Here is a 13,195-nt window from a genome sequence, read left to right as displayed (position 1 = left end):
GACTAGCATTTTGCGTAAGTACTCGCGACGGCTTTGTAGAGACATTCTCACGTCACATCCCCTCAGTAAGATTTTGACGTGAGCGATCCACAATCCTTTCGGTAAGATTTTACCTGAGTGATCGCGGAGCGTTGACTTTATACAGGTTGATCCATATAATATAATGCATACAATGTTCGATAAAAAAGCCCAATCTCCTGAATATAATGATAGCAAGAAGGACTTGAATACAACATCGTTACGATACCAACAGGCGAAGAAGAGGAGTAGTAGCCTTCAAACCCTTCATTCAGAGAGTCGGTGGCTGGTGCAAACCGATATGCAGGGCAGGCGAACTCGCCTCGGAGCCGGCCTGGGGAAAACGACAGTACCCTCGCCGTCAACCCCGCGTTAAGGGAAAATGAGTGGGCAGGCATTGCTTGCCAATTAGGGTGGTACCGCGGGAACAGATGCTGTTTAACACCTCTCGCCCCTAGCTAAGCTGAGGGTGGGAGGTTTTTTCGTGGAGAGCAGTCAGCAAACCTGGCGTGAGGAGGTTGATTTATGAACACATTGGTGACCAGGACATACAATCCAAAGGAAATTGAGCCAAAGTGGCAAAAGATCTGGGAAGAGCAAGGAATCTACCGGACGCAGGAAGAGGAAGGCAAGCCCTGTTTTTATGCCCTGGAGATGTTTCCATACCCATCCGGGCGGTTGCATATGGGACATATGCGTGTCTATTCGATTGGCGATGTGATTTCCCGTTTCAAACGGATGAACGGCTATCAGGTGTTGCACCCGATGGGTTGGGATGCCTTTGGACTGCCTGCGGAAAACGCGGCCATTCAACATGGCGTCCATCCCCGCAAGTGGACGCTGGAAAACATTGAACATATGAAAAAACAGCAAAAACAACTGGGCGTCAGTTATGATTGGGACCGGGAGATTGCCACCTGCCTTCCCGAGTATTATCGCTTTACGCAAGAGCTGTTTTTGCTGTTTTACGAGCGAGGACTGGCCTATCGGAAGAAGGCGGCGGTAAACTGGTGTCCCGGTTGTACAACGGTGTTGGCGAACGAACAAGTGGAAGACGGCAAGTGCTGGCGTTGCGATTCGGAAGTGGTCAAAAAAGAACTGGAACAGTGGTTTTTGAGAATCACCGATTATGCCGAACGGCTGCTCCAGGATTTGGATGGTCTGGACGGCTGGCCGGAGCGCGTTCGTACGATGCAGCGCAACTGGATCGGGAAGAGTACAGGAGCCGAAGTGGTATTCGCGATTCCCGAGATTGGTGAAAAGGTTTCCGTCTTCACGACCCGGCCGGACACGTTATTTGGTGTCACCTGCCTGGTTCTTGCCCCTGAACATCCGCTCGTTCCCCGGCTGGTGAAGGGGAAGGAGACGGAAGCGGAAGTCCTCGCTTTTGTGGAAAGAATGCGTCGCGAAAGCGAATTGACGCGAACCGCCGCTGATGCGGAAAAGCTGGGCCTTTTCACGGGCGCTTACGCGGAGCATCCGCTTACCGGCGAACAGATTCCGATCTGGATCGCCAATTATGTGTTGGTCGACTACGGAACTGGGGCTGTCATGGTGGTGCCGGCACACGATGAGCGGGACTTTCAGTTTGCCAAAAAGTACAACTTGCCGATCAAAGTGGTGATTCAAAACCCTGAGCGGAATTTGGTCGCTGAGGAGATGACCGGGGCCTATGTAGAGGATGGCGTGATGGTCAATTCCGGGCCCTTTGACGGCATGGACAGCAGAGAGGGAATTGCTGCTGTCAGCCGGTATTTGGCGGAACAAGGAAAGGGCGGGCCTGCCGTTTCCTACCGCATTCGCGACTGGCTGATTTCCCGCCAACGTTACTGGGGCTGCCCGATCCCGATTGTCTACTGTGATCATTGCGGGGTGGTTCCGGTTCCCAAGGAACAATTGCCCGTCTTGCTGCCGGATGACGTGGTGTTCGACGGCAAACGGAACCCATTGACCACCTCTGAATCTTTTGTCCATACCACCTGTCCGCAATGCCATGCCCCCGCCCGGCGTGAGACAGACACGATGGACACCTTTATCGACTCATCCTGGTATTTTTACCGCTATACCAGCGTCCATGAGAAGGACCGGCCATTTGACCCGGAAAAGGTGAAAAAGTGGTTGCCGGTCGACAAATACATTGGCGGGATCGAGCACGCGGTTTTGCACCTGCTGTATGCCCGGTTTTTTACGAAAGTGCTTTATGATGCAGGGTGGGTAACGCATCAGGAGCCGTTCAAGAGCCTCTTGACCCAGGGGATGGTCTTAAAAGACGGGGCGAAGATGTCCAAATCAAAAGGGAACGTCGTCAGCCCGGATGAAATTGTGGAAAAATACGGCGCAGACACTGGTCGTTTGTTTATCCTGTTTGCGGCGCCTCCCGATCGCGATTTGGACTGGAGCGATTCCGGGGTGGAAGGCAGCCACCGCTTCCTGAACCGGGTCTGGCGCCTGGTTGAGCAAAACCTCCATCTTTTTTCGGAAAAAAGGCCGGCCCCTAACCCGCAGGATGAGGCCAGCAAAGCGCTGCACCGCCTGACCCATTACAGCATTAAAAAAGTGACCGAGGACATTGAGGAGCGGTACCATTTCAATACGGCGATTAGCGCCATTATGGAACTGGTCAATGGCATTCAGGACCTGGGGAAAGAGGCGGAAAGCGGAACGGTTGCGCAAGCCATTGAAACGATGCTGTTGTTGCTCGCGCCGTTTGCGCCCCATATTACAGAGGAGTTGTGGCATCTGATCGGTCATCAGGATAGCATCCATTTGCAGGCTTGGCCTGCTTATGATCCGGCGGCGTTGGTGCAGGATGAGGTGGAGATCGCGGTTCAAATCAACGGAAAAATGCGTGCAAAGTTAAAAGTCGCCGCAAAGGCGGAGAACACGGAAGTGGAACAGCTGGTGCTCTCGCATCCCCGCGTCAAGCCACACCTGGACGGCAAGACCGTCCGCAAGGTGATCGTGGTGCCTGGAAAGCTGGTCAATATTGTGGTTGGCTAAACATCCGCCAGCCCCGTTGCCTTAGGCACGGGGCTCATCTGTTCCGGAGGATGGCCTGAACGTTTTTGACATCTTCCTCGAATTTGGCGTGTGTGATCTGGAAAAGTTGATGAAAAAGTCCGTCCATCTGTTCTGCCAACAGATTCAATCCCTGTTCCGTAATCCCGCCAGGCACGGAAACTCTCTCTTGAATCTCCTTCAGGGTCAACCCTTCTTGTGTCAGCAGCTTGGTTGTCCCTTCGAGCATCTGGATCACGAGCGAATCAGCCAGTTGGCGGGGGATGCCGGCCACCTCAACGGCAGCCCTGGCCAGCTGTTCCATGATTTGGCTTAAGAAGGCCGGGCCGCAACTGCTCAGATCGGAGGCAACGCGAGTAAATGCTTCCGGTATTTGTATAGGCGTACCTATCTGGGAGAACAGTTTCTGATAGTTTTCCTGTTCAGCGGGACTGATGCGCGGATGATAGGTTAACAGGCAGGCCCCGGAGTGTGCCAGATTGGTGATGCTGGGGATGAATTTGATCAGCTTGCAGGGGATGAATGCTTCCAGATGCGCCAGCTGGATCGGGCTGGTGATGACAACGACGGTTTGGGACGGATGCAAAGATGTGGCGATTTCATCCAGAACCTTTTGGAACTCCATTGGTTTGACGCAGAGAAAAAGAAGCTCAGCCTGTCTGGCCACCTCGATATTGGAAACGGCCACTGTGATTCCCTTGTGTTTGCTTGCGATGACATGGGCTTTTTGAGGGGTTCGATTGTGGATGATCACCTGTTCTGGCACAAATGTGCGGGCGCGCAAAAAGGCATCGATGAGGATGCTGCCCATCGTTCCAGTGCCGATAAATCCTACATTCCCGGAAAAGCCTGCTTCCATACTTCTTCCTCCCCTTGCGCAAAGCGTAACCATCGTTGATCCATCATATGAATGGAAAGGAAAGATTATGCCGACAAAGCGGTTCCAATGAAGAAAGTTGGATAAGTTTCCTATTTCACGTATAATGAAAACCGAGAAGTACGATTTCTGGGAGTTGCAAGGAATGCGCTGGAGCGAACGGGAAAAGCGGTTGGGGATCCTGCTGTTGCTGAGCGGCCTGGTGCTGGTCAGTTTGATCCTGTATCAGCAGTTTGGCCGTGATCCGGCACCGCCAATGACATTTCCTGCCTATCAGGAGGAACAGGATTCGACACAGGAACCCGCGTCAGGTCAGTCGAATCAACCGGAACCACCGGTTGCTCCCGTGGTGGTTGATGTCAAGGGCGCCGTCAAACATCCCGGAGTTTATTCATTGCCTGCCGGCGCGCGTGTTGTGGATGCCATTGAACGGGCCGGCGGCCTGTTGGAGGAAGCGGACCCGGACCGGATCAACCTGGCGCAGCCGCTCACGGACGGCATGGCATTTCGCGTTCCTTTTCAAGGAGAGCAGGACAATCCGCCTTCCGAACCGTCTGTGGCGCAATCCGCTGGCGTTTCCGGTTCTTTGCCCGGGGCTGGCAAGGTGAACATCAACACCGCCACGGAGGCGGAACTGGATACCTTGCCAGGGATAGGTCCGGCGAAGGCGGCGGCGATTGTCAAGTACCGGGAAGAACATGGCCCTTTCCAGGAGATCGGCCATTTGACCAGGGTGCCTGGCATCGGGGAGAAGACATTTCAGAATCTGCAGGATTTGATCACCGTCCACTAGGCGGAATCATGTTCCAACGACAAAGGAGGCGTATGGAATGTCCAGATTGTTTGTCCCTTCTGATGAACGCATGAGACAGGTATTGGAAGATGCAAAGCGGATTGCCGTTGTCGGACTGTCCAATAAGCCGGAGCGAGACAGCTACCAGGTGGCCAAGTACCTGCAGGAGCAGGGGTATGAAATTATTCCCGTCAATCCGACGGTGGATGAGGTGTTGGGCCAGAAAGCTGTGGCGTCACTCAAGGAGATCGAAGGCGAAGTGGACATTGTGGATGTGTTCCGGCGCAGTGAGGAGGTGCCGGCGGTTGTCGATGATGCCATCGCCATAGGCGCCAAGGCCATCTGGCTGCAACTGGGCGTCATCCACGAAGAGGCTGCACAGAAGGCAGAGGCTCACGGTTTGGACGTGATCATGGATCGTTGCATCAAGGTGGAGCATGCAAGATTGTTTGCGTAGAGGGAGAGAGGAATGATACTCAACGACAGACAAATCATCGAGCTGGCTGAGCAAGGGATGATTGAGCCGTTTGTTCCCCGAAATGTCCGCCAGTTGGATGAGAATGGGCAGCGCGTGATCTCGTATGGTGTCTCTTCATTCGGTTATGACCTTCGGGTCGGCCGCCACTTTAAGGTGTTCAGCAACGTCCATAATGCGATTATCGATCCGAAAAATGTCAATGAGCGGGCATTTGTCGATATCGTGGCGGAGGAAGGATACATTCTGATTCCTCCCAACAGCTTCGCACTGGCCCATTCAATCGAATATTTCCGGATTCCACGCGACATCATGGCGATCTGTGTCGGCAAGTCCACCTATGCCAGATGTGGCATCATCACCAATGTGACTCCTTTTGAGCCGGGTTTTGAGGGGCAAATCACGCTGGAAATCAGCAATACGACGCCGCTTCCGGCCAAAATCTATGCCAATGAAGGGATCTGTCAGGTGTTGTTCTTGCGCGGGGAACCCTGCGAGGTCAGTTATGCGGATCGCAACGGCAAATACCAGGGACAGCGGGGGATCGTGACACCGCGGATTTAGTGCCGGGAAGGAATTCCTCTGCCTGTTGTCGAAATGACCACACATCGGGAGGGTGTGTGGTTTTTCGTGCATGAGAGGGTTTGGCTGATTGCCGGTTTTTTGGCGGGAGTGGCCATCGGCTATCCGCTGGCCAGAACAATGGCCGTCTGGGTCCTGATCACAGCTTTCATCAGCTGGGTTGCCTGGATGCTTGTGCGCAGACGGGCGGCTTTGTTTCTCCTGTTCCTGGCCGCCTTTTTCGCCGGACTGGCCTATATGAGCTGGGTGGAAAGGACAAATCAATCTGCCATTTCAAGCATCCTTCAGCCAGCAGAAGAGCGTCCCCCGGCAGGATGGGCGGATTCGGTTCGGCCATCTTATCAAGTGCAAGTTCGGGGGGAGATCCTGACGTCTCCCAAGGTAGACGGCGATCGGGTGCGGTTTGTCCTGCTCGTGCGAGAGCTGGACTGGCTGGGGAAAACCTACCGGCTTCGGGAGAAAGTCCAGATTACCTTGCGCCTTGAAGAGCAATGGGAGCAACAGGCGGCTGCGGACTTAAAGCCCGGTCATCACCTTGCGTTGCCCCTGACGCTCCGTTCCCCGAAAACTGCGGCCAATCCGGGCGGATTTGATTACCGCCGGTACCTTCACGAACAGCGCATTCATTGGTTGGGGGAACAGACAGGCATTCGGGCGGTTCAGGTGATTTCGTCGGAGTTTTCTCTCCGCGGCCTGGTTGATGACGGGCAAAAGCGGTTGCAGTTTGTCGTCGACGAATTGTATGACGGCGAGGTGGCGGCTTTTTTGAAAGGTCTTTTGGTCGGCGAGCGCGATGCGGTTGCGGCCCAGCAGGCCGATGATTTTTCCGCGTTGGGGATTGCGCACATCCTGGCCATTTCCGGTGGCCATGTGGCCATCGTGGTGGCTCTGTTGCTGACGTCGCTGCAAAGCATTGGCGTTTCCCGGGAACGGAGCATCGGGGTGACGTTGTGCTTTTTGCCGGTGTATGCCCTTTTGACCGGGATGCAGCCGCCTGTCATCCGCGCCGTGATCATGGCCGCGCTGGCTTTGCTGGCATTGCGGCAGCATCGTCCCTATGACAGTCTTTACGCTCTTTGCATGGCCGCCCTGCTGATGACAGTGTGGGATCCGTATTTGCTTTTCCAGGTCAGTTTCCAGCTCTCGTTCCTGATCACGTTTGGCATCATTCTCTGGACCGATCGGCTGGCCCAGTGGATGGCGGTCCGTCCGGGATGGTGGAACCGGCCTGCGGTCCGGTATCCTCTGGCGATGACGCTGGTGGCGCAGTTGGCGTCTTTTCCGCTCGCGATCACTTATTTTCACGAGTATTCGCTGCTGTCCACCCTGGCCAACCTGATCTTTGTGTCATTGCTCAGCCTGATCGTGTTGCCACTGGGGTACATCAGCTTGCTCATCGGCCTGATTTCTCCGGGCGGCGCATTTTTGCTGGCCGGATTGAACCAGAAGCTGAGCGAGCTGGTGCTGGCAGGAACTTCGCAGATGGCCCAGTGGCGTCTTTTTGCCACCACTTGGCCCACTCCTTCCCTGTATTGGATCGTCGTCTATTTTCTCCTGTGCGCCTGGCTGATGGCGCTCCTGCCGCAAAAGCACTGGTTGCCCCCGGTATATGAAGGGCGTCTTGCAGGGCGGGCCGCACGCCGGCTCATGCATTGGCGGCAAGTTTCGCCGCTGCTGGTGGTGTCCCTGCTCGCCGGCTGGATCGTCTTGGCTTATTTGCCGCATGGAACTTGGGAACGAGGGGTTCGCGTCACCTTTTTGGACGTCGGACAGGGAGACGCTGCCATTGTCGAAACGCCGCAAGAGGTGTGGCTGATTGATGGCGGCGGTCAGCTGAAGTGGGAACAGGAGGCGTGGCGAGAGCGGCGGGAGGCGTTTGACGTGGGGGAGGATGTGGTCTATCCTTACCTTCAACACCGAGGGATCCGGAAGATTGATGTGATGGTGCTGACGCATGGCGATGCCGATCACGTCCAGGGCCTGAAAGCAGTGGCCGAACGGCTGCCTGTCCGGGCCGTCCTGGTCAACGGCGGTCCTTCCACCCCCGCGCAGGCAGAGGTGCTGGAGGCCCTGCGGAAAAGGGAGGTGCCGATCTACCGGGCCCACAGGGGCCTGAGCTGGAAGTCCGGGGAAGGGATCAAGTGGGAAGTGCTTCACCCTCCGGAAACAGAACGGGTTGAAAATGACAACCGCCACTCCATTGTCATGCGTCTTTTGGCATACGGGCACGAGGTGCTGTTTACGGGCGATCTGGATGCGGAAGGGGAACGCCAACTCCTGTCTCAGGGAATGCTTCGCCCGGTGGAGGTGTTGAAGGTGGCTCACCATGGGTCCGACACCTCCACCACCCGTGAATGGCTTGCCGTTTTGCGGCCAAAACTGGCGGTCATTTCCGTAGGCGAAGGCAATCGGTACGGCCATCCTTCCCCTGAAGTTCTCCGGCGTCTGGAAGAAGCGGGAATTCCTGTGCTTCGCACAGACAGGGACGGGGCGGTCGTGCTTCGCTTTTTTCCACAGGGAAAGTGGCAGGTTCAAGTAGTGAAGGGTGATTGAGAAGGAAAAAAAGGAAAAAGTGAGGAGATATGATTGGTTCGCTTGCTCGCGTTGGACATAGACGGGACGATTCTGCGCGATGACGGTTCACTGAGTCCGTTGATGGCAGAGGTGCTCCGGAAAATCCAGGAAGAAAAGGGAGTCATGGTCACCTTGGCCTCGGGGAGGCTGCTTGACTCCATGCTGCCGTTTGCACGGACGCTTGCCGTCGACGTCCCGGTGATCTCGTCAAATGGCGCTTGCCTGACGCACCCAAAAACAGGCGAAAGGCTCTACTACCGGCCGATTCCGCTGCCGACGGCGAGAGAGGTTTTGGCTTACTTGGAGGATCAGATGCCCTGCGATCTGCTGGTCAACCACGAGAAGGGATTTTACATCAACCGCCAGAACTCTCTGCTGCACATGCCGAACCCGTCCCCCTGGGTCCGGGAACGGCTGGCACGCTGCACGGTGGTTGACAGGCTGGCGGATGAGGTCAACTTTGAACCGCTGAAAATCTCGATCATCGAAGAGTCGTCGGCCATTCCGGAGACGGTCGCTTCGTTGCAGAAAAGGTTTGCCAAAGCCCTGAGCATCTTTCCTTCTTCGGAATACAGCATTGATCTGAATGCCTACGCGGTGTCCAAGGGACGGGCGCTTGAGTACCTGGCGGCGTGGTTGGGGATTCGCCGGGAGGAGATCATGGCAGCAGGGAATGCTGAAAATGACCTGGACATGATCCAGTTCTCCGGTATCGGCATCGCGATGGGAAATGCCCCCGAACGCCTGAAGTCGGCAGCCGATCTGGTGGCCGGAGACAACAATGAAGACGGTCTGGCAACCTTGTTGCGCGACTATTTTGGCGTGTGAGGTGGCCTCATGCAGAGCAATCTTCGTCAGGCGATCCAGGAGTTGCGGCAGGGAAAAAGGGCGTCATTGTATGTGTTGTATGGAGAAGAACAATGGCTGATGGAAGAATTTGTCCGTCACGCAAAGGAGATCCTGGTGCCTGCATCGGTGCAGGATCTGAACGTCGCGACGTTGGATTTGTCCGAGTCGCCGCTCGATGAACTGCTGGATCAGGCAGAAACGTCGCCATTTTTAGCTGACTGCCGCCTGCTTGTTGCCAAAAACGCGCTTTTCTTCAGCGCCAATGCGCGGGGAAAGGCGGAGCATGACCTGGATCGTCTCCAGGCTTACCTGAACCAACCCGCTCCCCAGACCGTCCTGATTTTTCTCGTTCCGGCCGCCAAACTGGATGAACGCAAAAAACTGGTCAAGCAAGTCAAGCGCCAGGCGGTGGTCATCCCGTGCAAGCCATTGACTAAAGAGGCGCTCATCCGCTGGGTGGAGCGCCGTGCCAGGGAACGGGGCGTGTCGCTGTCGGCTGAGATGATTGAGGTGTTGCTCAGTCGTGTGGGCCAGCAGTTGGCTCTCCTTGACAGCGAACTGGAAAAATTGTCACTTTACGCGCTGAATCATCCGTTATCTCGCGAAGATTTGGAACGGCTGGTCCCACGGACCTTGGAGGAAGATGTATTCCTGATGGTGGATGCACTGCTGGAGGGACGTTCTGAGTATTTGTTCCGGATTTTCTACGATCTCATGCAAAAAAAGGAGGAGCCTTTGAAGCTGCTGGGCTTGTTCAGTTACCAGATGAGACTCCTCATACAAGTGCAACATTATCATTTCCTGGGTTATTCCAGCGCTCAGATTGCCGATGTCATAGGTGCGCATCCCTACGCGATCCAACGGGCGCAAAAGCATCTCCGAACGAAAAAACCAGGGGAATTCGCCCAGGTATTGGCGGATTTGTTGCAGGAGCTGGCGAGGCTGGACCGGGCAATGAAGTCCGGCCGTACACAGGCTGAGCGGATCGCCGATTTGGAACATTTTCTCCTGATTGCCTGTCAAAAAATCAAAAAACAGGGGGCTGTCCCGTCGGGATGACGACGGACAGCCCCTTCTGCGTGCTTAGGCATTGGCGGCTTTTGCCTGATTCCATTTTTTCATCAAACGGGATTTATGGCGAGCCGCTTTGTTTTTGTGAATCAGCCCTTTCGTGACCGCTTTGTCCAGCTTTCTGACTGCCAATTGCAACTCCTGCTCTGCCTTGGCCAGATCACCTGCTGCCAGTGCCGTTTCGTAACGCTTGATATAGGTCCGCAAAGCAGAACGTTGCGCCATGTTGCGCATGCGGTTCCGTTCGGCCACTTTGATCCGCTTTTTGGATGACTTGATGTTCGCCATCGTTTCACCCCCTTGCAGTTACACCCACAGATAAGACGAGTCGATTCTATCAAAATTCAGTTGGCTTGGCAAGGAATTGCAGGATCAATTGCAGTATAAATCAGGCAAAAGATGGGAAAAGAAGAAGGGTAGAACGGTTGGGCGAGGTGTTGGCAATGGATGAGCTGGATTTGTCACGTTATGCGGTCCAGACCGACCTGGCGTTGGAAGCCAGGCAATTGGCGCTGGACAAACATCCTGTCTTGGAGGGAGTGGAGATAGAGGAGGAAAAGGAACAAGGAGTCACGATCACGCGGATTCATGTTCTGAATCAGAAAGGGGCCCGGCAGATTGGCAAGCAGCCGGGTCGTTATGTGACCCTGGAAGCTCCCGGCTTGCGCAGCAAAGATACCATCTTGCAACACCGGCTGACTTCCCTCCTGGCAAGGGAGTTAAAGCGGTTCTTGCGGCAGATCGGCGTCGGCGACGAGGATCGTGTGCTGGTGATCGGCTTGGGGAATTGGAATGTGACACCGGACGCGCTTGGTCCCATCGTGGCGGGAAAAGTATTGGTTACCCGCCATTTGTTTGAGCTGATGCCGGATCAGGTGGAGCCTGGATATCGTCCGGTCAGCGCCTTGTCTCCAGGCGTTTTGGGCATGACGGGTATTGAAACCAGCGAAATCATTTATGGTGTGGTGGAAAAGACGAGGCCCGATCTGATTGTTGCGGTCGATGCGCTGGCCTCCCGTTCACTGGAGCGAGTCAATACGACCATCCAGATCGCCGATACCGGGATTCATCCGGGGTCGGGAGTGGGGAATAAGCGAAAGCCTGTCACGCGGGAAACATTGGGCGTTCCCGTGATTGCCATTGGCGTCCCTACGGTGGTGGACGCAGTCTCGATTGTCAGCGACACGATCGATTACCTGCTGGCTCACCTGGGCCGGCAGTGGAAGGAGCAGCAGTCGCCTCCGAAACCGGCCAGTGTGCTGACGCCCCAGGGATTTCAGCTTCCCGGCCCTTCTCCCCAATATACGGCTGCCGATTTGCCGGATCCGACGGTGCGGGAAGTGTTGATGGGACTTTTGGGGGGGTTGTCTGCGCAGGAAAAGCGACAGTTGATTCATGAGGTGTTGACGCCGATCGGCCACAACCTGGTCGTCACCCCCAAAGAGGTGGATACGTTTATCGAGGACATTGGGCACCTGATTGCGGGGGGATTGAATGCCGCTTTGCATGAAGCGGTGAATCTGGATAACCTGTCATCTTTCACCCACTGACGAGCAGCGGCGACGAACGGAAAGGTGCCGGCGCGATGGATGTTGGAGTGATCAATGAAAGATGTTTGAGTGACCGAGGAAATGTGGACAAGTAGGTCTATTCCTGGCACGCCGCACATACATTGAAGCAATGGAAGATGTTGTGGAACGGTTTTTTGTTGCATGTATGTGGGAAGGGGTGTCAAGGATTGATCAAGAAGAGGCGTCACCAATGGCGGTTCAGTCGTCCCAGAACCTGGAATATCCGCATGGCCATGTTCACGCGGCAACAGCTGTTGTTTGGATTCTGCCTGACATTTGCCGTGGCGTTGACAGGCCTGATGGTTGCCGGCATGCCCCGTTCCATGAGTGCGCAAGTTCCCCTGCAAGAAATGGCGGCGAAATTGCCTGGAGACACGTATGCCTCCTTTCTTCAGGAGGAACTTCCGCGCATTTCCGGTCAGCAAGAACAGCGCGGGTCGTGGGCGGGGACGTTCCTCGCCCAGCTGACGCAAATGCGCCTGGATGATCCGAAAGCCTGGCTGGAAAGCGAATTGCCCGGCTTTCGTGGCCAGGAATCTTCCTCCGAAGAACCGCTCAGGGAACAGGTGGACGTGGTCCGGGCCCTCACTTCCACCGAGGCACCTCCGCCAGAAGCGGTCGTGGCTGCGTGGAAAAACGAGCAGGAGGAACCACCGGCTTCCGAGCGCGCAAAAGAAGCGTTGACCACAGGCGGCAAGAAAGTGGTGTTTATTTACCATACACACAACCGCGAGGCCTACATTCGTGATTTGAAAGATAAGTCCAAGGCACGGGCCTATGATGCAAAAACCAATATCACCCTGGTTGGCAAGAGGCTGGCGGCGGAGTTGGACAAGCGAGGAATAGGGGCGGAAGTATCGACGAAAGATTACTGGTCCGAACTAAAAGGGAAATACCACTTGTCCTATGCCGCCTCGCGCAAGACCGTCCAGGCAGCCATCGCGCAAAACCGGGACATTCAGTACATTCTGGACATTCATCGCGATGCTTTGCCGCGCGAAAAAACCACGCGCAAGATCAACGGCGTCGATTATGCGGCCATTGTCTTTGTCGTCGGACAGGCCAACAAGAATTGGAAGCAAAACGAGCAATTCGCCAAGCAGCTCCACGAGGAGCTGAATAAAAAGTACCCAGGCCTTTCAAAGGGGGTTACGGGGAAAAACACCGAAGGTGGGCGAAGCAACGGCGAATATAACCAGTCGGTCCATCCCAACAGCATTCTCGTTGAAATCGGCGGACATGAAAATACGCTCGAAGAGGCGTACCGTTCCGCTGCGGCATTGGCAGATGCATTGGCCGCTGTGTACTGGCAGGCTGAGGCGGTCAGCGCGCCTGCTGCGCCGAAGGGGAACTGACCGACAGACGTT

General features: G+C 55.3%; 11 protein-coding genes. 9 read left to right on the top strand and 2 right to left on the bottom strand.

Going from position 1 to position 13,195, the window contains the following annotated elements:
- Positions 1 to 555: 555 nt before the first annotated feature.
- Positions 556 to 3,018: a leucine--tRNA ligase gene (locus BAA01_03695; GenBank protein ID OUM89338.1), complete on the top strand. Its 2,463-nt coding sequence runs from the start codon at positions 556 to 558 to the stop codon at positions 3,016 to 3,018.
- Between the two features lie 34 nt (positions 3,019 to 3,052).
- On the opposite strand, the gene BAA01_03690 is transcribed toward BAA01_03695, so the two are convergent.
- The gene (locus BAA01_03690; protein OUM89332.1) at positions 3,053 to 3,895 is read right to left on the bottom strand and encodes a late competence protein ComER; all 843 of its coding nucleotides are present in this window, start codon (positions 3,893 to 3,895) and stop codon (positions 3,053 to 3,055) included.
- A gap of 163 nt (positions 3,896 to 4,058) precedes the next feature.
- On the opposite strand from BAA01_03690, the gene BAA01_03685 reads away from it, so the two are divergent.
- Genes BAA01_03685 through BAA01_03660 form a run of 6 tightly spaced genes read left to right on the top strand, consistent with a single transcriptional unit; the run spans position 4,059 to position 10,245 of the window.
- A complete protein-coding gene (locus tag BAA01_03685) occupies positions 4,059 to 4,706 on the top strand; it encodes a hypothetical protein (GenBank protein ID OUM89337.1) in 648 nt (215 codons plus the stop codon).
- A 37-nt stretch (positions 4,707 to 4,743) separates the two neighbouring features.
- On the top strand, positions 4,744 to 5,163 hold the full coding sequence (locus BAA01_03680) for a CoA-binding protein (GenBank protein OUM89331.1): 420 nt from the start codon (positions 4,744 to 4,746) through the stop codon (positions 5,161 to 5,163).
- Positions 5,164 to 5,175: 12 nt separating this feature from the next.
- Positions 5,176 to 5,745, top strand: a complete 570-nt coding sequence (locus BAA01_03675) for a dCTP deaminase (GenBank protein ID OUM89330.1) — start codon at positions 5,176 to 5,178, stop codon at positions 5,743 to 5,745.
- A gap of 33 nt (positions 5,746 to 5,778) precedes the next feature.
- Positions 5,779 to 8,316, top strand: a complete 2,538-nt coding sequence (locus BAA01_03670; protein OUM89329.1) for a DNA internalization-related competence protein ComEC/Rec2 — start codon at positions 5,779 to 5,781, stop codon at positions 8,314 to 8,316.
- A 33-nt stretch (positions 8,317 to 8,349) separates the two neighbouring features.
- Complete coding sequence (locus BAA01_03665; GenBank protein OUM89328.1) at positions 8,350 to 9,165, top strand: hypothetical protein; 816 nt, start codon at positions 8,350 to 8,352, stop codon at positions 9,163 to 9,165.
- A gap of 9 nt (positions 9,166 to 9,174) precedes the next feature.
- Complete coding sequence (locus tag BAA01_03660) at positions 9,175 to 10,245, top strand: DNA polymerase III subunit delta (protein ID OUM89327.1); 1,071 nt, start codon at positions 9,175 to 9,177, stop codon at positions 10,243 to 10,245.
- A gap of 24 nt (positions 10,246 to 10,269) precedes the next feature.
- Here BAA01_03660 and BAA01_03655 read toward each other — a convergent pair whose 3' ends face one another.
- Complete coding sequence (locus BAA01_03655; GenBank protein ID OUM89326.1) at positions 10,270 to 10,545, bottom strand: 30S ribosomal protein S20; 276 nt, start codon at positions 10,543 to 10,545, stop codon at positions 10,270 to 10,272.
- A 155-nt stretch (positions 10,546 to 10,700) separates the two neighbouring features.
- Here BAA01_03655 and BAA01_03650 point away from each other — a divergent pair, with 155 nt between their 5' ends.
- Complete coding sequence (locus BAA01_03650; GenBank protein ID OUM89336.1) at positions 10,701 to 11,807, top strand: GPR endopeptidase; 1,107 nt, start codon at positions 10,701 to 10,703, stop codon at positions 11,805 to 11,807.
- Between the two features lie 188 nt (positions 11,808 to 11,995).
- Positions 11,996 to 13,183, top strand: a complete 1,188-nt coding sequence (locus BAA01_03645; GenBank protein ID OUM89325.1) for a hypothetical protein — start codon at positions 11,996 to 11,998, stop codon at positions 13,181 to 13,183.
- Positions 13,184 to 13,195 lie beyond the last annotated feature (12 nt).

The organism is Bacillus thermozeamaize, from assembly GCA_002159075.1.
Taxonomy (GTDB): Bacteria; Bacillota; Bacilli; order ZCTH02-B2; family ZCTH02-B2; genus Bacillus_BB; species Bacillus_BB thermozeamaize.
The sequence above is the reverse complement of the archived record's forward strand: the minus strand, read 5'-3'. Positions and strand labels throughout refer to the sequence as shown.